Origin of the sequence: Hylemonella sp. W303a, assembly GCF_046452315.1 — a bacterium.
GTDB lineage: Bacteria > Pseudomonadota > Gammaproteobacteria > Burkholderiales > Burkholderiaceae_C > Hylemonella.
In genome coordinates this window covers 88,340-108,637 of record NZ_JBKFDG010000004.1, presented here as the reverse complement: position 1 = coordinate 108,637, position 20,298 = coordinate 88,340, and the positions used below count along the sequence as shown (strand labels likewise).

Annotated in this window: 18 protein-coding genes; 12 read left to right on the top strand and 6 right to left on the bottom strand. The window is 65.5% G+C overall.

Annotation, left to right across the window (positions count from 1 at the left end):
• Positions 1-74 precede the first annotated feature (74 nt).
• Positions 75-899, top strand: a complete 825-nt coding sequence (gene pyrF, locus ACLBKS_RS08955; RefSeq protein WP_410192462.1) for an orotidine-5'-phosphate decarboxylase — start codon at positions 75-77, stop codon at positions 897-899.
• 24 nt (positions 900-923) lie between these two features.
• Here the strand turns inward: pyrF and ACLBKS_RS08950 are convergent, their stop codons facing one another.
• Positions 924-1,364: an acyl-CoA thioesterase gene (locus tag ACLBKS_RS08950; protein WP_410192461.1), complete on the bottom strand. Its 441-nt coding sequence runs from the start codon at positions 1,362-1,364 to the stop codon at positions 924-926.
• 162 nt (positions 1,365-1,526) lie between these two features.
• Positions 1,527-2,477: an arginase gene (rocF, locus tag ACLBKS_RS08945; RefSeq protein WP_410192460.1), complete on the bottom strand. Its 951-nt coding sequence runs from the start codon at positions 2,475-2,477 to the stop codon at positions 1,527-1,529.
• A gap of 124 nt (positions 2,478-2,601) precedes the next feature.
• Between rocF and ACLBKS_RS08940 the strand changes: the two genes are divergently transcribed.
• Complete coding sequence (locus ACLBKS_RS08940; protein WP_410192459.1) at positions 2,602-3,240, top strand: NAD(P)H-dependent oxidoreductase; 639 nt, start codon at positions 2,602-2,604, stop codon at positions 3,238-3,240.
• Between the two features lie 48 nt (positions 3,241-3,288).
• On the opposite strand, the gene ACLBKS_RS08935 is transcribed toward ACLBKS_RS08940, so the two are convergent.
• The 3 genes from ACLBKS_RS08935 to ACLBKS_RS08925 form a co-directional block, all read right to left on the bottom strand.
• Positions 3,289-4,230 carry a DMT family transporter gene (locus ACLBKS_RS08935; RefSeq protein WP_410192458.1) on the bottom strand — a complete coding sequence of 314 codons (942 nt, stop codon included), beginning with the start codon at positions 4,228-4,230 and terminating at the stop codon, positions 3,289-3,291.
• A 5-nt stretch (positions 4,231-4,235) separates the two neighbouring features.
• The gene (uvrA, locus tag ACLBKS_RS08930) at positions 4,236-7,172 is read right to left on the bottom strand and encodes an excinuclease ABC subunit UvrA (protein ID WP_410192457.1); all 2,937 of its coding nucleotides are present in this window, start codon (positions 7,170-7,172) and stop codon (positions 4,236-4,238) included.
• A 167-nt stretch (positions 7,173-7,339) separates the two neighbouring features.
• Positions 7,340-8,797 (bottom strand): chloride channel protein, encoded by a 1,458-nt coding sequence (locus ACLBKS_RS08925; protein WP_410192456.1) that lies wholly within the window; start codon positions 8,795-8,797, stop codon positions 7,340-7,342.
• A gap of 268 nt (positions 8,798-9,065) precedes the next feature.
• Between ACLBKS_RS08925 and ACLBKS_RS08920 the strand changes: the two genes are divergently transcribed.
• Positions 9,066-10,331 (top strand): MFS transporter, encoded by a 1,266-nt coding sequence (locus ACLBKS_RS08920; protein ID WP_410192743.1) that lies wholly within the window; start codon positions 9,066-9,068, stop codon positions 10,329-10,331.
• Positions 10,332-10,467: 136 nt separating this feature from the next.
• Complete coding sequence (gene ssb, locus ACLBKS_RS08915) at positions 10,468-11,004, top strand: single-stranded DNA-binding protein (RefSeq protein ID WP_410192455.1); 537 nt, start codon at positions 10,468-10,470, stop codon at positions 11,002-11,004.
• Between the two features lie 103 nt (positions 11,005-11,107).
• On the opposite strand, the gene ACLBKS_RS08910 is transcribed toward ssb, so the two are convergent.
• A complete protein-coding gene (locus ACLBKS_RS08910) occupies positions 11,108-11,995 on the bottom strand; it encodes a LysR family transcriptional regulator (RefSeq protein WP_410192454.1) in 888 nt (295 codons plus the stop codon).
• Positions 11,996-12,104: 109 nt separating this feature from the next.
• Here ACLBKS_RS08910 and speB (ACLBKS_RS08905) point away from each other — a divergent pair, with 109 nt between their 5' ends.
• The 8 genes from speB (ACLBKS_RS08905) to ACLBKS_RS08870 all read left to right on the top strand — a co-directional run bounded on the left by speB (ACLBKS_RS08905) (position 12,105) and on the right by ACLBKS_RS08870 (position 20,266).
• Positions 12,105-13,070: an agmatinase gene (gene speB / locus ACLBKS_RS08905; RefSeq protein WP_410192453.1), complete on the top strand. Its 966-nt coding sequence runs from the start codon at positions 12,105-12,107 to the stop codon at positions 13,068-13,070.
• Between the two features lie 29 nt (positions 13,071-13,099).
• Positions 13,100-14,095, top strand: a complete 996-nt coding sequence (gene speB / locus ACLBKS_RS08900) for an agmatinase (protein ID WP_410192452.1) — start codon at positions 13,100-13,102, stop codon at positions 14,093-14,095.
• Complete coding sequence (locus tag ACLBKS_RS08895; RefSeq protein WP_410192451.1) at positions 14,092-14,964, top strand: sugar phosphate isomerase/epimerase family protein; 873 nt, start codon at positions 14,092-14,094, stop codon at positions 14,962-14,964. The genes speB (ACLBKS_RS08900) and ACLBKS_RS08895 overlap by 4 nt, the downstream gene beginning before the upstream one ends.
• Positions 14,965-14,976: 12 nt before the next feature.
• The gene (locus tag ACLBKS_RS08890; protein ID WP_410192450.1) at positions 14,977-16,068 is read left to right on the top strand and encodes an isopenicillin N synthase family dioxygenase; all 1,092 of its coding nucleotides are present in this window, start codon (positions 14,977-14,979) and stop codon (positions 16,066-16,068) included.
• 80 nt (positions 16,069-16,148) lie between these two features.
• Positions 16,149-16,946: a transporter substrate-binding domain-containing protein gene (locus ACLBKS_RS08885; protein ID WP_410192449.1), complete on the top strand. Its 798-nt coding sequence runs from the start codon at positions 16,149-16,151 to the stop codon at positions 16,944-16,946.
• A 33-nt stretch (positions 16,947-16,979) separates the two neighbouring features.
• Entirely contained in the window at positions 16,980-18,515 is a 1,536-nt protein-coding gene (locus ACLBKS_RS08880) for an amino acid ABC transporter permease/ATP-binding protein (RefSeq protein ID WP_410192448.1), read from the top strand.
• 21 nt (positions 18,516-18,536) lie between these two features.
• Positions 18,537-19,295 carry a class II aldolase/adducin family protein gene (locus tag ACLBKS_RS08875; protein WP_410192447.1) on the top strand — a complete coding sequence of 253 codons (759 nt, stop codon included), beginning with the start codon at positions 18,537-18,539 and terminating at the stop codon, positions 19,293-19,295.
• Positions 19,292-20,266 (top strand): 2-hydroxyacid dehydrogenase, encoded by a 975-nt coding sequence (locus ACLBKS_RS08870; protein WP_410192446.1) that lies wholly within the window; start codon positions 19,292-19,294, stop codon positions 20,264-20,266. The genes ACLBKS_RS08875 and ACLBKS_RS08870 overlap by 4 nt, the downstream gene beginning before the upstream one ends.
• The last annotated feature ends 32 nt before the right edge of the window (positions 20,267-20,298 follow it).

The window sequence follows — 20,298 nt, the reverse complement described above, 5'->3', positions numbered from 1 at the left end:
GCCCTGGACCACCCCGCCCACGGGCGGCGCGTGCGGTGCCGCGGCATCTGGGTGCCGCTTCATACAATCGCGGCATGACTTTCATCGACATGCTGCGCGGGGCCGAAGCCCGCAACCAGTCCATGCTCTGCGTGGGGCTGGACCCGGAGCCCTCACGCTTTCCCGGCGCCTACCAGGGTGACCCTCGCAAGATCTACGACTTCTGCGCCGCCATCGTCGATGCCACGGCCGACCTGGCCATCGCCTTCAAACCGCAGATCGCCTACTTTGCCGCGCACCGCGCCGAGGACCAGCTTGAAAAGCTGATGGCCCACATGCGGGCCAACGCGCCGCAGGTGCCCGTGATCCTCGATGCCAAACGCGGCGACATTGGCGCCACGGCTGAGCAGTACGCCCGCGAAGCCTTCGAGCGTTACGACGCCGATGCCGTGACCCTCTCGCCCTTCATGGGTTGGGATTCGGTGCAGCCCTACCTGAAGTACGAAGGCAAGGGCGCCTTCCTGCTGTGCCGTACCTCCAATCCGGGTGGGGATGATTTGCAGAACCAGCGGCTGGCCGACTTGCCGGGGCAGCCGCGCCTGTACGAGCACGTGGCGGCACTGGCCCAGGGCCCCTGGAACCTGAATGGCCAACTCGGCCTGGTGGTGGGCGCCACCTATCCGGAAGAAATCGCTCGCGTGCGCGCGCTTGCGCCCACCCTGCCTCTGCTGATCCCCGGCGTGGGGGCGCAAGGTGGCGACGCAGTGGCGACGGTCAAGGCGGGCTGGACCAAGGACGGTCTGATCGCGGTGAACTCCTCGCGCGCCATCCTCTATGCCTCCAGCGGCGCGGATTACGCCCAGGCCGCGCGGCGCGAGGCCATCAAGACCCGCGATCTGCTGCAGGCTGCGCGCGGCTGATCTGCGCGGGAACCGAAACTCAACTTATCCCGCCGACCGCGAGGCGTCCAGCTGCGCCTTGGCCCGCTTGGCCAGGGCGATCGCCTCGGGTGTGTCGGGTGTCCAGGCAGGGACCGCCATCGGCTTGCCGTGCGAGTCCACCGAGACGAAAACGATCAGGCATTCGGTCGTGGTTTCCAGCTTTCCGCCCTTCATGTCACCGCTGCGCACCTCGACCGAGATGTTCATGCTGGTGCTGCCGGTGTAGGCCAGCTTGGCTTCCACTTCCACCAAGTCGCCAATCATGATCGGGCGGTGGAAGCGGATGCCGCCCACGTAGACCGTGACACAGTAGCGCTTGGCCCAGCTGGTGGCGCAGGCGTAGCCGGCCTCGTCGATCCATTTCATGACGGTGCCGCCGTGCACCTTGCCGCCGTAGTTGACGGTGCTGGGTTCGGCGAGGAAGCGGAGCGTGATGGTGGACATGGGTTTCCTTGAAAGAGAAGACGGAAGTCGTGCGCGGTGCCGTGGGTTGAGACGATTCAGAGGTGACGGTTGCAGTGGGTCGAACTTGGAGGCGGAGCGTCGTCGCGCAGGTGCGTGCGAAACGGCGCAAAAAGCGGGCCAGCCGTGCTTGCGCGCGACGCGCTAACCGCGGTCGCGCATCAGCGTCGACTTGCCGAACAGGCTTTCCACCAACTCCACCGCCACCTGCGCCGTGCGGTTGCGCACGTCCAGCGCGGGGTTGAGTTCCACGATGTCCAGCGAGGCCACGCGACCGGTGTCGGCGATCATTTCCATGCACAACTGCGCTTCGCGGTAAGTCGGCCCACCGGGCACCGTGGTGCCCACGCCCGGGGCGATGTCCGGGTCCAGAAAGTCCACGTCGAAGCTCACGTGCAGGTGGGTGTTGTCGTTCAGTCCGGCCAGCGCCTTGTCCATCGCAGCCCGCATGCCCACTTCGTCGATGTAGCGCATGTCATACACCTCCAGCCCGGCCTCGCGCACGCGATGGCGCTCGCCCTCGTCCACGCTGCGGATGCCGATCTGCCGCAGGCTGGATGGGGCAATCGCGGGCACGTGGCCGGCCATCGACACCAGGGAGGTGGGGCCGTCACCGCACAAGCAGGCCACGGGCATGCCGTGCAGGTTGCCCGAGGGCGTGATGTCGTGGGTGTTGAAGTCGGCGTGCGCGTCCAGCCAGAGCACGCGCAGCTGGCGGCCTGTAGCCTGGCAGTGGCGCGCCACCGCGCTGATGGAACCGATGCCCAGACTGTGGTCGCCGCCCAGCAGCACCGGCAGCTCGCCAGCGGCCAGCGCGGCGTGCACGGCGTCGTGCACCGCCTGGTTCCAGGCGACCACCTCGTCCAGATGGCGGTAACCGGCCTGCGGCGGCAGGCAGGGGTTGTTCGGTCCGTGCAGGTTGCCCGTGTCATTCACGGTCATGCCGCGTCGGGCGAACATTTCGGCGATGCCCGCCACCCGCAGGGCTTCGGGCCCCATGGAGGCGCCACGCGCGCCCGCGCCGATGTCGGTGGGTGCGCCAATCAAGCGCACGGTGCGCGCCGGCAGGGCGGCCAGGGAATGGGAAGCAGACATGGGGGCGGATTATCGCGGCCCGCCAACTTTACAAGGGCGACATGCAAAAGGACTTGCAGGGGGCTTGCAAAAACCAAGCTCGGTACCAGATGCGTAAACCGCCAACTTTTTTCGCGTGAATTCCATGTCCCAGCTGATTGAGCAACTGCAGTGGCGCTACGCCACCAAGAAAATGAACCCCGCCAAGGCGGTGCCCCAGGACAAGGTCGATCGCATCCTGGAAGCCGTGCGCTTGACGGCCAGCTCCAGCGGCCTGCAGCCTTATGAGGTGATCGTCGTCACCAACAAAGAGATGCGCGAGAAGATCAAAGCCATCGCCTGGAACCAGGCCCAGATCACTGACGGCTCGCACCTCCTGGTCTTCGCCGCGTGGGACAACTACACGGCCGAGCGCATCAACGCCATGTTCGACCTCACCAATCACGAACGCGGTTCCACCAACGAAGGTTTCGAGGCCTACCGTCAGAAGCTGTTGAGCTTGTACCCGCCGCGTCCCGCCGAAGAGAACTACGCGCACGCGGCGCGCCAGGCCTACATCGGCGTGGGCACGGCCCTGATCGCCGCGGCCGCGGAAAAGGTCGACAGCACGCCCATGGAAGGCTTCGATCCCGCGGCCTTGGATGAAATCCTCGGCCTGAAGGCACGCGGCCTGCGCAGCGTGGTGATCCTGCCCCTGGGCTACCGCGCCGACGAAGGCGACTGGCTGGTGAACCAGAAGAAGGTGCGCCGCAGCCGCCAGGAATTCGTGACCGAGGTCCGCTGAGCCTTCAGCGCTTCCAGCGCTGTCGCGCTGACCCCAGACGCCCGACCGTCACGCACGGCCGGGCGTTTTTTCTTCCTTGGTGACGAGCCAGATGCCGACGCAGACCAGCAGCAGGGCCAGGCCGTTCTTCCACTCTAGGAAAGACTCATTGAGAAACAGTGCCGAGAGCAGGGTGCCGAAGATCGGGATCATGAAGTTGAAGACCGTGATCATGCTCACGCGGTTGTGCTTGAGCAGGATGGTCCAGAGCGAGAAGGCGATCGCCGACAGCGCCACCAGGTAAGCCAGGATGCCGAACGCCGCCGCGCTGGGCAGGCTCAGGTGCCCGCCAAAGGCGAAACCCAGCACCAGCAGACCGACGCCGCCGATGCCGAGTTGCCAGCCCGTCAGCACCACCGAGTCGATGCGCTGCGAGACCTTCTTGCCGTAGATGCTGGCGGCCGAGAGCACAAAGGCCGCAATCACCACGAAGCCTTCGCCCAGCAGGGTGAAGTCCAGGCTGAACAGGCTGTCGTGGAAGTTCACGACCATCACCCCCAGAAATCCCACCCCACACCCCAGCGCCTTGTTGTAGCTCAGACGGTCGTTGCGGTAGATGAAGTGGGCCAGCAGCACGCTGAAGAAGGTTCCCGTGGCGTTCATGATGGAACTCTTCACGCCCGTGGCGTAGGCCAGGCCGATGTAGAAGAACACGTACTGCGCGGTCGTCTGCGCCAGGCCCACCAGGGTCACCTGGGCCACGCCGCGCCGATCCAGTGCGAACACCGGCTTGCGCGTGGCCATGGCCACGACCAGCAGCACCAAGCCCGCGAAGACAAAGCGCCAGCCCGCGAACACCAGCTTGGAAGGGATGTCGTTGGGCGCGATCTGGAACAGCGCGTAGCCGTTCTTGATGGCCGGGTAGGCGCTGCCCCAGAGCAGGCAGCAGAGCGTGGCGAGCAGGAAGACGACCTTGCGGTCGGTGAAAAGCGAGTGTTGTTGTTGGGTCATGGGTTTCATTCAAGCAAGCGCTGCAGGTAGCGCCCAGTGTGGCTGGCCGGGTTGCGCGCCAGTTCCTCCGGCGTCCCCGCTCCCACCACCGTTCCCCCGCCTGAACCACCTTCCGGCCCCATGTCGATCAGCCAGTCCGCCGTCTTGATGACGTCCAGGTTGTGTTCGATGATGACGATGGTGTTGCCCGCGTCGCGCAGCTGGTGCAGCACTTTGAGCAGCAATTCGATGTCGGCGAAGTGCAAGCCGGTGGTGGGTTCGTCCAGGATGTAAAGCGTGCGGCCGGTGTCGCGCTTGGACAGTTCCAGCGCGAGCTTGACGCGCTGCGCCTCGCCGCCGGACAAAGTGGTGGCGCTTTGGCCGAGCTGAACGTAGCTCAAGCCCACGTCCAGCAAGGTCTGCAACTTGCGCGCGATGGTGGGCACGTCCTTGAAGAAGGCGTGGGCTTGCTCCACCGTCAGGTTGAGCACCTGGGCGATGTTCAGGCCCTTCCATTGCACTTCCAGCGTCTCGCGGTTGTAGCGCTGGCCGTGGCAGACATCACAAGGCACGTAGACGTCGGGCAGGAAGTGCATCTCCACCTTCACCACGCCATCGCCCTGGCAGGCCTCGCAGCGCCCGCCCGCGACGTTGAAGGAGAAACGTCCCGGCCCATAACCGCGCTCCCGCGCGGTCGGCGTCTCGGCCATCAGGTCGCGTATCGCAGTGAAGAGGCCGGTGTAGGTGGCCGGGTTGCTGCGTGGCGTGCGGCCGATGGGCGACTGGTCGACGTTGATGACTTTGTCGAACTCGTCGAGTCCATCGATGGTTTCGTGCGCGGCAGGCTCTTCATGAGCGCGGTGGATGTGCTTGGCCGCCGCCGCGTACAGCGTGTCGTTGACCAAGGTGCTTTTGCCCGAGCCGCTGACACCCGTCACGCAGGTCAGCAGGCCGACGGGAATCTCCACGGTGACCCCCTTGAGGTTGTTGCCCGTGGCGTTCACGATGCGCAGCACTTCCTTCGTCGCCTTGTGGCGTTCGGTGGGCACCGCGATGCCGCGCGCGCCGCTGAGGTACTGGCCCGTCAACGAGGCCGGGTTGGCCTCCACCTCGCCCGGCGTGCCCTGGGCCAGGATGCGACCACCGTGCACGCCCGCGCCCGGGCCGAGGTCGACCACGTGGTCGGCCGCGCGGATCATGTCTTCGTCATGTTCGACCACCAGTACGCTGTTGCCTAGGTTGCGCAAGTGCTGCAGCGTGGCGATCAGGCGGTCGTTGTCGCGCTGGTGCAGGCCGATGCTGGGCTCGTCCAACACGTACATCACGCCGGTCAGGCCACTGCCAATCTGGCTGGCCAGGCGGATGCGCTGAGACTCGCCGCCCGAGAGCGTGTCCGCGCTGCGGTCCAGGCTGAGGTAGGACAGGCCCACGTCGTTGAGGAACTGCAGGCGCAGGCGAATTTCGCGCACCACCTTGGCGGCAATCTCGGCCTTGGCGCCGTGCATCTGCAAGGATTCGAAATACGTCTGGGCCTCGCGCAGCGTCGCGCGGCTGACTTCATAGATGGCGCGGGATTGCTCGCCCTCGCCGATGCGCACGAAGCGTGCCTCGGTGTGCAGCCGCGTGCCCGCGCAGGCCGGGCAGGGCTGCATGCTGCGCAGTCGGCCCAGGTCCTCGCGCACCAGGGCCGAATCGGTCTCGCGCCAGCGCCGCAGCATATTGGGCAGGATGCCTTCGAAGGCGTGGGTCTTGCTGACCTTCTTGCCCGCGAAGCTGCCCGAGCCCATGGTGTAGCTGAATTTGATTTCTTCCTCGCCCGAGCCGTGCAACAGCACATGTTGGACGTGTTCGGGCAGTTCCTCGAAAGGCGTCTCGACGTTGAACTTGTAGTGCTTGGCCAGGCTTTCCACCATCGCGAAGGCCACGTTGTTGCGCCGGTCCCAACCCTTGATGGCACCGCTTGCGAGGCTCAGCGACGGGAAGGCGACCACGCGTGCCGGGTCGAAGAACTCCTGCTGGCCGATGCCATCGCATTCGGGGCAGGCGCCCTGCGGCGAGTTGAACGAGAACAGACGCGGCTCCAACTCGCCGATGGAGTAGTTGCACAGCGGGCAGGCGTAGCGCGCGTTGAAGAGGTGTTCTTTCTGCGCGCCGTCCATCTCCACGACGATGGCGCGGCCCTCGGCCAGGTTGAGCGCGGCCTCGAAGCTTTCGGCCAGGCGCTGGCGCAGGGCCGCCGCTTCGCGGGCTTGTTCAGCGTCATCGCCCTCGGCCGCCAAACGCACGCGCAGCCGGTCGATCACCACATCGATGTCGTGCTTCTCGGTTTTCTTGAGCGTGGGCAGGTCGTTGAAGTCGTGCACCTGGCCATCGACGCGAAAGCGCACGTAACCCCGAGCCTGCATGTCGGTGAACAGTTCGGTGAACTCGCCCTTTTTTTGCCGTGCCACGGGCGCGACCAGCATGATCCTCAAGTCCGGTGCGAGTGCGAGTACCGCATCCACCATCTGGCTCACGGTCTGGGACTGCAGCGGCAGGTTGTGCTCGGGGCAGTGGGGCGTGCCGGCGCGGGCGTAAAGCAGGCGCAGGTAGTCGTGGATTTCCGTCACCGTGCCCACGGTGGAGCGCGGGTTGTGGCTGGTGGCCTTTTGCTCGATGGCGATGGCGGGCGACAGACCTTCGATCAGGTCCACCTCGGGCTTGTCCATCATCTGCAGGAACTGCCGCGCATAAGTCGACAAGCTTTCGACATAACGACGCTGGCCCTCGGCATACAGCGTGTCAAAGGCCAGGCTGGATTTGCCCGAACCCGACAGGCCGGTGATCACCACCAGCTGGTTGCGCGGGATGTCGAGGTCGATGTTCTTGAGGTTGTGCGTGCGCGCCCCGCGGATGTGGATGGCCTGCTGCTGCAAGGCGCTGGCGAGGTAGCGCCCTTCGTCGGGCGTGACAGGCTGATTCATGGGGCGTGGACCGTGGGCGCGTGGGCTCGTGGTCTATTGCCCACTCGCGCAGTTCGCGTCGAGGGCCAGCTCACGAGTGGGGAAGGCGAAACCCACCATGATAGAGAAATCCCCGCCCAGCGGCACGCGCCGCGTTCAGCCGCGCCAAGAGTCGGTGGGCGACTGTGTCAGGGATGAGACGGGGCTGGGGCGGTCGGCGGTGGCCCCAGCACCGTCTTCACCATGGTCTCCGCCAAGGCCAGGTAGAGCGAGCGGCTGATCAGGCGCGAGATCAGACTGGCCAACATGGCCGCGGCCATCAGGCTCAGCACCATGGCGTGGCCGTCCACCATCTCCATCACGATGATGAAGGCCGTCAACGGCGCCTGGGTCACTGCGGCGAGAAAAGCCGCCATGCCCATGGCGATCAAGGCCGGGGCGAGTTCGGCGGCGCCGTCCAGCGGGAACTGCGCCACGTTGTGGCCCACGCCCGCGCCGATGGACAGGGCCGGGGCGAAGATGCCGCCGGGCACACCCGCCCAGGACGTCAGCCAGGTGGCCACGAACTTCAGCGTCACGTAGAAAGGCGCGGACACGGACTGCTCCTCCCCGGCCAGCATGTGACGCACGGTCTCCGAGCCCGCACCGAAGGTGGCGCCCCCCGTGACCAGGCCGATGATCGCCAGCACCAAGCCCAGCGCCATGCCGAAACGCACCGGCCAGCGCGCGCGCCAGCGGTTGAAGCGGCTGGGCGCACCCGTGAGTGAGGCGATCAGCAGGCGGGCGAACAGGCCGCCCAGCAGGCCGCAGGACACCGTCACCAGCAGGCCAGGCAGCAGCATGTCCCACCCCTGGCGCGGCACGCGGATCACGCCGAAGTAGCTCAGGTTGCCGAAGGCCGACACGCTCATCAGCCCCGCCAGCACGATGGCGGCCAGCACCAAGCCGCTGCTGCGCGACTCCAGCTTGCGCGACAACTCTTCGATGGCGAACACCACGCCGGCCAGCGGCGCATTGAAGGCCGCCGCGATGCCGGCCGCCCCGCCAGCCACCAGCAAGGCCTGGCGGTCGATGCCCGAGCCGGGGCGCAGCCAGCGTTGCGCGTTCTGCATCACGCCTGCCGCCACCTGCACCGAGGGGCCTTCGCGGCCCAGCGACAGGCCCGCCAGCAGACCCGCCGCGCCCAAGCCCATCTTGGCGAGTGCCAGGCGCAGCGAGACAAAACGGCGATGCGCGCCTGGCGGCAGCATCGGGTCCAGTGCCGCCATCACCTGCGGAATGCCCGAGCCTGCCGCGCCTGGCGCGTAGCGCCGGGTCAGCCAGACGATGGCGCCGGTCAGCAGTGGCATCCAGAGCAGCACGGCCCAAGGCCAGGCCGCGTACAGCGCCTGAAAGAGACTGAAGGCACCATCCGACAACAGCGTGAAGCCCACCACGGCCAGCCCGGCGACTACCGCGTGGGCCAGCACGATGGCGCGCTCCACCCATTGCCGGCCATTGGACAGCTCGTTCTGGAAGTTTTGCAGGAAGTCGGTCTGTGGGTCGTGGTGCGGCGTGTCGTGCCCGCCGCTCGGGGGCTGGCCTGGGTGCGAGCCTGGGTTGGGGCCTGGGCTTGGATTCAGGCCGGGGGGCTGGGCGTCATGCATCGGGATCGGGGGCGAACAGGCGACATCGGATGGATGAGGGGGCGGCGGTGCGTCAGCATCAAGCTGGCGCGCTTGACCCCTGCGCCGGACCATTGTGACAGGCGAGATCATGGACAATGGCGGGCTGCGCCTTCGTCGCAGCCCCCGCGCGCCCGCTGTTCACCGTCTGTCCGTGTCGACTTCTTCCTTGCCTCCCGAGCCTTCCGCTTCAACGTCCGCCACGTCCGTGCTGGCGGGTGAGGCGGTGCCTGGCGCGCGACCCGCCGCCATGACGGCCACGGAACGGCGCGCCAGCTTCTCGCTGGCGGGCATCTTCGCGCTGCGCATGCTGGGCCTGTTCCTGGTGTTGCCCGTCTTCGCGCTGGAGGCTCGGCGTTATCCGGGTGGCGACGATGTCGCCCTGGTCGGTCTGGCCATGGGCATGTACGGCCTTACCCAAGCCCTGCTGCAATTGCCTTATGGGCTGGCTTCGGACCGGTACGGCCGCAAGCGCGTCATTGTGCTGGGCCTGCTGGTCTTCACGCTGGGCAGTGTGGTCGCCGCGCTGGCCGATCATCTGATGGGGCTGTTGATTGGCCGCGCGCTGCAAGGCGCGGGTGCGGTGTCGGCGGCGGTTTCTGCTTTGCTGGCCGACCAAACCCGCGACGCGGTGCGCACCAAGGCCATGGCTTTGGTCGGCGCCAGCATCGGCTTGATGTTTGCGCTCTCCTTGCTGCTGGCGCCGGTGCTGACCGCCTGGATCGGCCTCAGCGGCTTGTTCTGGTTCACCGCCCTGTTGGCCCTGGGTGGCGTGGCCGTGGTGATCTGGGTCGTGCCGCCTGAGGTTCCGGTTGCAGTGTCGGGGGCACAGGCGCCCGCGAGCGAGCCTGCAACCGGCTCGCTGCGCGCGGGCCTGCGCGAGGTGTTGAGCCACCCGGGCCTGCTGCGCTTGGACGCGGGTGTTTTCCTGCTGCACGCCGTGCAACTCGCGATGTGGATGGCCGTGCCTGCCCTGCTGGTGAGCGCCGGTTTGGTGGCCGCGCACCACTGGTGGGTCTATCTGCCCGCGGTGCTGGCCTCCTTCTTCGTGATGATTGCCACCCTCTTCCCGCTCGAAAGGCGCGGCTACCTGCGCGCGGTGTTCCTGGCCGCCATCGGCCTGATCGGCCTGGCCCAACTGGGTTTGCTGGCGGCCGTCGCGGTGCTGCCCCAGGCCGCCTCGGTGGCGACGGCTGGAGTCTGGCGCGAAGTGCTGGGCGTGGTCTTGCTGGGTTTGCTGCTCTTCGTCTTTTTTTGCGGTTTCAACGTGCTGGAAGCCACCCAACCCAGCCTGGTCTCGCGCATCGCGCCAGCCCACGCGCGGGGCACGGCGCTGGGGGTCTACAACGCCGTGCAGTCCCTGGGGTTGTTCGTGGGGGGCGCGGTCGGGGGCTGGCTGGCGCGTGACGGCGGCGCGTCGGCCGTCTTCATCGCCTGCGCCGTCGCCATGGCCTTGTGGCTCTGGGTGGCCTGGCCCATGACGGCGCCGGGGCGCAGCGACGCGGCGGCCCGCTGAGGCCGGAGGCGCGGACTCAAAGTGCGCCGAGTGTGAAACATCAGACCGCCGGGGCATGGGGCCGTTGGCGGGATAATCGGTCCCCATCGTGCGCGGCGACCCGCGCATTCAGGAATTTAGGAATCAGGAGTTAGCCATGGCATCCGTCAACAAAGTCATCCTGGTCGGCAATTGCGGCCGCGACCCCGAAATCCGCTACCTGCCCTCCGGCCAGGCCGTGGCCAACATCAGCATCGCCACCTCGAGCCGCCGCAAGGACAAAAACTCCGGCGAAACCATCGAAGACACGCAATGGCACCGCGTCACGTTCTACGACCGCTTGGCCGAGATCGCGGGCGAATACGTCAAGAAAGGTCGCCCGCTGTACGTGGAAGGCCGCCTGAAGTACGGCAAGTACACCGACAAGGATGGTATCGAAAAGAACACCGTGGACATCATCGCCACCGAAATGCAATTGCTCGGTGGCCGTGAAGGCATGGGTGGCCCCGATGAAGAAGGCGGTGGCGGGTACGGCGGCGGCCGACCCGCGCGCAGCGCGGCGCCCTCGGGTGGTGGGCAAGGCGGCGGTTACGCTCGCCCGGCCGCCGCGCCCCAGCGTTCGGCCCCTGCGGCCAAGCCCGCACCGGCCGCGGGTTCGGGCTTTGACGACATGGATGACGACATCCCCTTCTGACGCCGACGGTCACGCCAGGTGCCCGCGCGCCGTCCCTGGATAGGTGACAGTCCCGCGCAGGCATCGCCACTTCTGTTTCGAATTCGAGTGGCTCAGGACATCCTTAGCCGCGTACCTTGCGCAGCAGGAGTTCTTTCATCACCTGGATAGGTGCTTCGCGTCCGCGCCCCCGTTTGGTCACCAGGGCGAAGGGCGACTGGTAGCCAAATGCAGCGGGCAGCAGCACCCGCAGGCGGCCCCGGTCCATCCACGACTGGGCATAGTGTTCGGGCAGGTAGCCCACATAGCCTCCCGAGAGGATGAGGATCAACTGCGCCTCCATGCTGTCCACCGTGGCAACGCTGCGCTTGAAGCCGTGGCGCCCCAGTTCGGTTTGGCTCCAGTAACTGCGGCGCACCACGCTCAAGTCCGACACCACGGCCTCCGACACCTGGCGCTCATGAAAGAGGGGGTGCCGGTCGCTGCAAAACAGCCATTGCTGCTCGCGGTAGAGCGGTTGGAACACCAGCCCCGGTGGGCGCGTGGGGAAGAATCCCAGGCCGAGGTCGAGCTCGCCATTGAGCACACCTTCCTGCAATTCGTAGGGGCTCTTCACCAACAGGCTCAGGCGCACGGCCGGGTAGCGCTGGGTGAACTGGCCTATTGCGTCGGGCAGTGGCAGGGTGGGGTCGGTGACCGTTGAGTCAATCACGCCAAACTTCAGGTTGCCAGTGAGGTCGCCCTTGAGGGATGCAGCATAGGCGCCAAAACCCTCCATCTCTCCGAGGATGCGCAGGGTTTCGGCCAGCATCAACTCCCCTTTTTCCGTCAGAGAAAAGCCGGCACGTCCGCGCTCACACAGTTTGAAGCCCAGTTGCGATTCCAGTTGGGCGATGTAGGTGCTGATGGCCGACGTGTTGAGGTTCAGCTCCTGCTGGGCCTTGGCAAAGCCTTGATTGCGGACCACGCTCGCAAAGATCCGCAGCAGTTTGAGATCGGGGGCGGAGGACATGGCGATAGTTATGTTTTTTCTGAACTGAATATTTGGTTTCAAGCATTTGTTGTGCCACGGGTGCGTTCCAGAATGACCTGCAACACCGCAGCATCCTTCTTCGCACGCCATGCCCGCCAACGACACGCCGCGCACTTTCAACCAGCCTCAGGGCGGCAATGAGATGCCGCGTTTTGCGGGGCGAGGCACCATGCTGCGCCTGCCCCCCGCGGACAGCCCGGCAGGCCTGGATGTCGCCTTCGTCGGCGTGCCACTGGACATAGGCACCTCCTTGCGTGCCGGTACCCGCTTTGGCCCGCGCAGCATTCGCAACGAGTCGGTGATGATCCGCCCGTACAACATGGCCACGGGCGCGGCCCCCTTTGATGCCTTGCAGGTCGGCGACTTGGGCGACGTGCCCATCAACACCTACAACCTGCTGGCTTCGGTGGACATCATCCAGGCGTATTACGAGCGCCTGTTGCCGCACCGCGTGGTGCCGCTCACTCTGGGGGGCGACCACACCATCACGCTGCCCATCTTGCGGGCCTTGGTGAAAAAACATGGTCCGGTGGGGCTCATCCACGTGGACGCCCACACGGACACCAACGACGACATGTTCGGCGAAAAGATCGCCCATGGCACCACCTTCCGCCGCGCGGTCGAGGAGGGCTTGCTTGACTGCCAGCGCGTGGTGCAAATTGGCCAGCGCGCCCAGGGCTACACCAGTGGCGATTTCCAGTGGGGCGTGGACCAGGGCTTTCGCCTGTTCACGGCCGAGCAATGCTGGCACCGGTCTCTGTCTCCCCTGATGGAACAGGTGTGTCAGATCGTGGCTGGCGGACCGGTCTACCTGAGCTTTGATATCGACGGCGTCGACCCGGCTTGGGCACCTGGCACTGGCACACCCGAGGTGGGTGGCCTCACCAGCATCCAGGCGCTGGAGATCGTGCGCGGCTGCCGCGGCTTGCCCCTCATTGGTGGCGATCTCGTCGAAGTGTCGCCCCCCTACGACCAGAGCGGCAACACCGCGCAACTGGCAGCCAATTTGCTTTACGAAATGCTGTGCGTGCTGCCTGGTGTGCATTACCGCTGATCTTCCGCCACCCTCTTGCACGCACTGACATGACCTCCGGCAACGCCTACTTTCAGCCCCAAGATGCCTCCCAGGTACCACGCTATGCTGGCCTGTCCACCTTCATGCGACTGCCCCTGGTGGAATTGGAGCGGGTGGGCGATATCGACATCGGCCTGATTGGCATCCCCTGGGATGCCGGCACCACCAACCGCGCCGGCGCTCGCCATGGACCGCGTGAGGTGCGCAACCAGTCCTCGCTGATGCGCAAGGTGCACCACGTCAGCCGCATCGCCCCCTATGACTTGGCTCGAGTGGCCGACCTGGGGGACGTGGCCCTGCCGCCCATGGACTTGATGGTGGGGCTGGACGCGATTGAGGATTTTTTGGCCCGCGTACACGCGGCGGGCGTGCGTCCGCTGTCGGTGGGAGGCGACCACTTGGTCACCTTGCCGGTGTTTCGCGGCATTGCCCGTGGCGCGCCACTGGGCATGGTGCATTTCGACGCGCACTCCGATACCAACGACAGCTATTTTGGCGGCCAACGCTACACCCATGGCACACCGTTTCGCCGTGCCGTGGAAGAGAACTTGCTCGACCCCAAGCGCACGGTGCAGATCGGCATTCGCGGTTCCGTGTACGACCCCGCGGACCTCGACTTTGCCAAGGCCGTGGGCATCCGTGTCATCCATATGGAAGAGGTGGCGGCTCGCACGGATGAGGACTTGTTGGCCGAGGTGCGTGCCATCGTGGGCGACGCATCCACCTACATCAGTTTCGACGTGGACTGTCTGGACCCCTGCTATGCCCCGGGTACCGGGACCCCCGAAATTGGCGGCATGACCACCCTGCAAGCTCAGCATTTGGTGCGGGGCCTGCAAGGCTTGCGCCTGGTGGGAGCCGATGTGGTGGAGGTCAGCCCGCCCTTTGATGTGGGTGGCATGACCTCCCTGGTGGGCGCCACCATGGCCTTTGAATTGTTGTGTCTGCTCGCGGATACGCATGCGCGCCTGGGCCGCCTGTCCGTGGCGCGGAGTGCGGCATGAGGCTGGACCTGTTCCGTTCCCTTTGGGGCTGGCAGGGTGACTGGGCCGAGTGCGCGGCGCAGCTTCGACAGCTTGGATGTGTGGGGGTGGAGGCCCGCTTGCCCACCGAGCCCCATGCCCAGCGCACATTGCGCCAGAACCTGCGGCAGGAAGGTCTGGCCTACATCGCGGTGGTCTTTACCGGCGGTGACGTGGTGCCGCACCAGGGTTGGACCCTGGCCCAACATTGGGATCGTTTGGAGCGCTCCATGGCCGGTGCGCAAGAGGTGGGAGCCCGCTTCTTGAACGTGCTGCCTGGCAACGACCGTTGGCCGCTGTCACAGCAAGTCGAGTTTTTTGGCCATGCGCAGGCGCTGGCTGACGCGCAAGGCGTGGTTTGCAGCTTCGAGATTCACCGTGCCACGTCGCTTTACAGCCCATGGGTCACGCTGGACCTGATTGCCCAACTACCCCAGCTGCGTTTTACCTCGGACATCAGCCACTGGGTGGTGGTGTGCGAGCGCCTGCTGGACGACCCGCTGGACGACCTCGCGCCCTTCATTGAGCGCGTGCATCACGTGCAGGCCCGCGTGGGCTACGAGCAGGGACCTCAGGTACCGCACCCCGCAGCGCCCGAGTACGCGCGCGCCCTGGCGTTTCACCAAGGGGTGTGGGAACACATCTGGGCCGCGCAGCAAGCGAGCGGCCAGGCGGTGACCACGCTCACCCCCGAATTCGGCCCGGATGGCTACACCCACCAGTTGCCGTTCACCCAGGCTCCGGTCGCTGATGTGTGGTCGCTCAACCAATGGATGGCCCGCGCTGAGGTCGCGCACTTTGCGCAATGGCAGGCATCTGCTGTCGCGGGGACGGCCCTTGTTGCTTCCTGACCGGTTGTTGCCATGACGTCCACGCCCAACTTTGAGTCCCTGCCCATCATCGACATTCGTGGCCTGTTCAGCGAGCAACTGGCGCAACGCCAGGCCGTTGCCGATCAGCTCGGTCATGCCGCGCGGCAGGTGGGCTTTTTTTATGTCCGCGGGCATGGCATTGCGGCATCCCATATCGCTGGCTTGCGCCGCGCGGCCCGACAACTGTTCGCACAGGATCTGGCCTGGAAGATGGGCCACCACATCGGATTGGGTCGAGGGCACAAGGGTTTTGTGCCCGAGGGAGAGGAGATCTACGGCAGCGGCAAACCCGACCACAAGGAGGCCTATGACATCGGCTTTGAAGCCGCCGACGATCACCCCTTCGTGCAAGCCGGCCAACCGCTGATTGGCGGCAACAAGTGGCCGACGCTGCCGGGTTTTCGTGACGATGTGTCCACCTATTACGCCAGCATCTTTGCGCTGGGCCGCCGACTCATGCGAGGCTTCGCGCTGGCGCTGGGTCTACCTGAAGATGCCTTTGATGCCCTGGTGAGTTGTCCTCCGTCCAAGTTGCGCTTGATCCATTACCCGGTGGATCCGACCGCCGAGGACACCCCCGGCATCGGCGCCCACACGGACTACGAATGCTTCACCCTGTTGCTGGCCGACCAACCCGGATTGGAAGTGCTCAATGACCAGGGCACCTGGGTTGACGCGCCCCCATTGGTGGTGGACGGTGAGGAGCTCTATGTCATCAATGTGGGCGACATGCTCGAAGTCATGACTGCCGGTGCCTTTGTCGCCACCACCCACCGGGTGCGCAAGGTGCGGCACGAACGCTACTCCTTCCCCCTGTTTTTTGCCTGCGACTACGCCACCCGCATCCAGCCGCTGCCGGCGTTTGATCCGGATGGCAGCAAGGCGGCGCAGTACGCCCCCATCACCATCGGCGAGCACATGTGGAGCATGGCCCTGCAGACCTACCGCTACCTGCGCGAGAAAGTGGCGCGGGGTGAACTGCAGTTGCCTCCCCATGCCCGCAGCACCACCAGTTTCGGTCAGTTCAAGGCGCTGGCCGGTGTGCCTGCGCAGGAAGCGGCTGCGCCCCCGCTGGTGCCCTGAACCAGGTCATGTTTTGTTGTCGTGCCTTGCCTTTCCTTGTTCATTCCCTTGTTTCTTCCCACTCTTCAGGAGTTTCTGCCATGTCCATGTTGACCCGTTCCCTCACCCGTACCGCTGTGGCCATCCTCGTGGGTCTGGGCTGCCTTGCTTGCGCCCAGGCGCAGACGCTGGCCCCCGGCGTGCTCAAGGTGGCCTTGGAGGCCACTTATCCTCCCTTTGAGTCGTATGACGGTGACAAGATCGTGGGTTTTGACCCTGACCTCACCGCGCTGCTGAGCCGCGAAATGAAGCTCAAGGCCACCCTGATCGACACCAAGTTCGTCAGCTTGATCCCCGGCCTGGCCGCTGGCCAGCACGATGCCGTGGTGTCGGGCCTCTACATCACTGCCGAGCGGCTGGCTCAGGCCGATGCCATTCCCTACGCCAGCTCGGGCGCCCTGATCATGGTGGCGAAAGAGAGCAAGGCACGGCCCAAGACCGAGAAAGACCTGTGCGGCTTGAAAGTCGGCCTGCAAGCCGGTACCTCCTGGGTCAAGCTACTCAAGACACTCTCGGACGACTACTGCAAGAGCGCCAACAAGGGAGCCATCACCGTGATGGAGTTCCCCACGGCCCCCGAGGTCTCGCAAGCCATGATGTCGCGCAACGTGGATGCGCAGTTGGAGATTGCCGGCGCCGCCAAGATGATCGTGGAAAAAACCAAGGGCCGCGTGGTGGTGAGCTCGCCCGATCTGGTCTATCCGCAAACCCTGGGCATCTACGTCAAAAAGGGCAACACCGCGCTCAAGCAGTCCTTCGAGTCCGCCATGGCCGCGATCCGCAAGACGGGCGAGTACGACGCGCTGATCAAGAAGTACGAGCTCACCCCCGTCAAGTAAGCCCCTCTCCTGCCTTACTTCAGGAAGCTCACCATGGAACTGGACTGGACCTATTTTTTCTCCCTCTTTTCCATGGGAGCTTTCTACCGGGCGAGCGTGACGGTGATCACGCTGGGCTCGCTGGCCTGGTCCCTGGGCCTGGTGCTGGGCTTTGGCCTGGCGCAGGCAGAAGGCTCGCGTCTGCCCTGGCTGCGCTGGCCAGCCAAGGCGTACATCTGGTTTTTCCGCAGCGTGCCGCTGCTGGTGTTGCTGGTGTTCGTTTACAACCTGCCGCAAATATTTCCGGCGACAGGGGCGGTCCTGGGTGTTCCCTTTGGGGCGGGGCTGGTCGGACTGGTCATGACCGAGGCGGCCTACATGGCCGAAATTCATCGTGGCGGTCTGCTCTCGGTGGTCAAAGGTCAGCGTGAAGCAGCACAAGCGCTGGGCCTGGGCTGGTGGTCGACCCAGCTGCGCATCGTGCTGCCACAGGCGTTTCGAATTGCCTTGCCCACGTTGACCAATGAATTCGTGACCATCATCAAGCTCACGTCGTTGGTGTCGGTGATTTCCTTGCCCGAACTGCTGCTCACGGGGCAGCGTCTCTACACCCAGAACTTCCTCATCCTTGAAACCTTGCTGGCGGTCGCGGTGTACTACGTGGCCATCGTGACCGTGTTCGGCGCGCTGTTGGGCGCGTTGGAGCGTCGGCTGGACGTGGTCCGTCGCCAGCCCGACGCGCTGGCCGGACCAGCGCTCGAGCGTTTGCGCCATGGCCTGGGTGACGGGCCGCTGATGCCCCGGCCCGATCGGGGCCCTGGGGCTCCACCCGCGCTGGAGCTCATGGGCATCCACAAAGCCTATGGCGCCCATGCCGTGCTCAAAGGCGTGAATCTCGTGGTGGAAGCGGGCGAAGTCATCAGCATCATCGGACCTTCAGGCTCGGGAAAGACCTCGCTCATCCGCACCGTCAACGCGCTGGAGTCCTTGGATCGCGGAGAAATCGTGTTGTTTGGAGAAAGTCATCTCCAAGGCGGCGCGCCGATGGATGCAGCGCGCGTGCGCCGAGGCATACGCCGCATTGGCATGGTTTTCCAGGGCTTCAATCTGTTTCCGCATCTGACCGTGCTGCAGAACATTCTGCTGGCGCCGGGCCTGCACGGGCAGGGCAGTGCCACCGAACAGCGGGAGAGGGCCCTGCGCCTGCTGGACAAGGTGGGTCTGTTGGCCCACTTGCACAAATACCCGCACCAACTCTCGGGAGGGCAGCAGCAGCGCGTCGCCATCGCACGCGCGCTGGCGCTGCGCCCCGAGGTGATGCTGTTCGACGAGCCCACCTCGGCGCTGGACCCCGAACTGGTGGGTGACGTGCTCAAGGTCATCCAGGACTTGGCGTCCGAAGGCATGACGATGCTCATCGTCACGCACGAGATGGAGTTCGCGCTGCAAATTTCCGACCGCATCGTTTTCATGGAGAACGGCCTCTTGCAGGTGGACGTGCGCCCTGAACAGCTACGCCAGGCCCGCTCTGGCGCGGGCGCCGACGATCCGATTGAACGTGTGCGTCGCTTCATGCAACTCAGCCACTGAGCCCCGAACCCTGGAGACCTCATGCCCTCTGCCGCATCACGTGCCACCGACGAAACAAAACTGCGTCGAAACCTTGCCGCGGCCTACCGGCTCGCGGCCCGCTTCGGTTGGGACGATACGCTCTACACCCACTTCTCGGCGCGCTTGTCGGGCGGGAAAAAAGGACAGCAGCGGTTTCTGCTCAACCCCTTTGGTTTGATGTTCAAGGAAGTGCGCGCCAGTGATCTGATCGTGGTTGACCTGGATGGGCAGGTGGTGCAGGGCCATGCCGCGTTGAACCCGGCGGGCTTCACCATCCACAGCGCGGTGCACACCGCGCGTGACGACGCGCACTGTGTGATTCACACCCACACCCTGCCCGGCATGGCCGTCGCGGCTTGTGAGCAGGGTCTGCTCCAGCTCAACCAGATCTCGGCCGAGTTCTACCAGTCGGTGGGATTCCATGCCTACGAGGGCGTGGCCTTCAACCTGGAAGAGCGTTCCCGCATCCAGGCCGCCTTGGGCGAGAACATGGCGCTGATCCTGCGCCACCACGGCCTGCTCAGCGTGGGGCCCACGGTGGCCGACGCGTTTTGCATCATGTACTACCTCAACAAGGCCTGTGAGATCCAGCTCGCCGCCGCGCAGTTGGCTTCCATCGCCGGGCCGGTCACGCGCATGCCACCGGCGATCAGTGCCCATGTGCGCAAGCAGTTCCGTGGGGTCGAGCATGAGCGTCAGCTGGTCTGGGCCGCCTGGCTCAGGGAGCTCGATCGCACCGAACCCGACTATCAAAATTGACGGCATCCCAACCCCCCACGCTGCTCGTGTGCAGCGAGACCGATGACCTGCGTGGCTTGTGCGAATCCCTGCGTCGCGCCGCAGCGATCGACTGCCCCGGCCTGCGCGTGGCCCTGTGGGCGCCGCATGAGGGCTTAGGCATGGTGGATCCCGCCAGCGTGGTGGCCCTGGCGGCCTGGTTCGCCCCTCAAGGCCTGCCGGCCCGCCTGCCCGCACTCAAGCTCGTAGCCTCCATCGGCGCCGGGGTGGAGCATGTATTGCGTGACACGGCTCTGCCCGAGTCACTGCCAGTCACACGCATCGTGGACCCCGAGCAAGCCCGTGGCATGGCCGAGTTTGTGTTGTGGGCGGTATTGCACTACCACCGCGGGCTGGACCAGGTGCAGCAACAGCAGGCGCGGCGCGTGTGGCGCATGCCACCGCAGCGCCCAGCCTCGCAGACGCGGGTGGGAATCATGGGTCTCGGTGCCATGGGGGCTGTCGTGGCCACGACGCTGGCGGCCCATGGGTTCACGGTCAGTGGCTGGTCGCGCGGCCCACGTGTTCTCGAAGGCGTCACCGTCTGGTCAGGGGATGACCGCATGGCTGACTTCTTGGCCCCGCTGGATGTCGTGGTGTCATTGCTGCCACTGACCGAGCAGACCCGCAATCTGTGCAACGCAGACTGGCTTGCCCGGCTCAAGCCCGGTGCCGTGCTGGTGAACTGCGGACGTGGGGAGCAGGTGGTGGTCGCGGACCTGATCGATGCGTTGAGTCGCGGCCACTTGCGAGCCGCCGTGCTGGATGTCTTCGCGCACGAACCCTTGCCCGAAGACAGCCCCCTGTGGACCACGCCTGGGGTCGTGGTGACGCCGCACATGGGCTCGGCGGCCTCCGACGAAGTGATCGCCAGGCAAATCGTGGTCAACACGGCGCGGGTGTTGGCGGGTCAAGCGCCGCTGCACACCGTGGACCGTCAGCGCGGCTACTGAGCAAGTTCGGATCGCTGCACCTGCGCGCCGCC

Bases quoted from the DNA above. Each gene is read 5' to 3' on its own strand.
- pyrF (WP_410192462.1), top strand. From the start codon at position 75: ATGACTTTCATCGACATGCTGCGCGGGGCCGAAGCCCGCAACCAGTCC.
- ACLBKS_RS08950 (WP_410192461.1), bottom strand. From the start codon at position 1,364: ATGTCCACCATCACGCTCCGCTTCCTCGCCGAACCCAGCACCGTCAAC.
- rocF (WP_410192460.1), bottom strand. From the start codon at position 2,477: ATGTCTGCTTCCCATTCCCTGGCCGCCCTGCCGGCGCGCACCGTGCGC.
- ACLBKS_RS08940 (WP_410192459.1), top strand. From the start codon at position 2,602: ATGTCCCAGCTGATTGAGCAACTGCAGTGGCGCTACGCCACCAAGAAA.
- ACLBKS_RS08935 (WP_410192458.1), bottom strand. From the start codon at position 4,230: ATGACCCAACAACAACACTCGCTTTTCACCGACCGCAAGGTCGTCTTC.
- uvrA (WP_410192457.1), bottom strand. From the start codon at position 7,172: ATGAATCAGCCTGTCACGCCCGACGAAGGGCGCTACCTCGCCAGCGCC.
- ACLBKS_RS08925 (WP_410192456.1), bottom strand. From the start codon at position 8,797: ATGCATGACGCCCAGCCCCCCGGCCTGAATCCAAGCCCAGGCCCCAAC.
- ACLBKS_RS08920 (WP_410192743.1), top strand. From the start codon at position 9,066: ATGACGGCCACGGAACGGCGCGCCAGCTTCTCGCTGGCGGGCATCTTC.
- ssb (WP_410192455.1), top strand. From the start codon at position 10,468: ATGGCATCCGTCAACAAAGTCATCCTGGTCGGCAATTGCGGCCGCGAC.
- ACLBKS_RS08910 (WP_410192454.1), bottom strand. From the start codon at position 11,995: ATGTCCTCCGCCCCCGATCTCAAACTGCTGCGGATCTTTGCGAGCGTG.
- speB (WP_410192453.1), top strand. From the start codon at position 12,105: ATGCCCGCCAACGACACGCCGCGCACTTTCAACCAGCCTCAGGGCGGC.
- speB (WP_410192452.1), top strand. From the start codon at position 13,100: ATGACCTCCGGCAACGCCTACTTTCAGCCCCAAGATGCCTCCCAGGTA.
- ACLBKS_RS08895 (WP_410192451.1), top strand. From the start codon at position 14,092: ATGAGGCTGGACCTGTTCCGTTCCCTTTGGGGCTGGCAGGGTGACTGG.
- ACLBKS_RS08890 (WP_410192450.1), top strand. From the start codon at position 14,977: ATGACGTCCACGCCCAACTTTGAGTCCCTGCCCATCATCGACATTCGT.
- ACLBKS_RS08885 (WP_410192449.1), top strand. From the start codon at position 16,149: ATGTCCATGTTGACCCGTTCCCTCACCCGTACCGCTGTGGCCATCCTC.
- ACLBKS_RS08880 (WP_410192448.1), top strand. From the start codon at position 16,980: ATGGAACTGGACTGGACCTATTTTTTCTCCCTCTTTTCCATGGGAGCT.
- ACLBKS_RS08875 (WP_410192447.1), top strand. From the start codon at position 18,537: ATGCCCTCTGCCGCATCACGTGCCACCGACGAAACAAAACTGCGTCGA.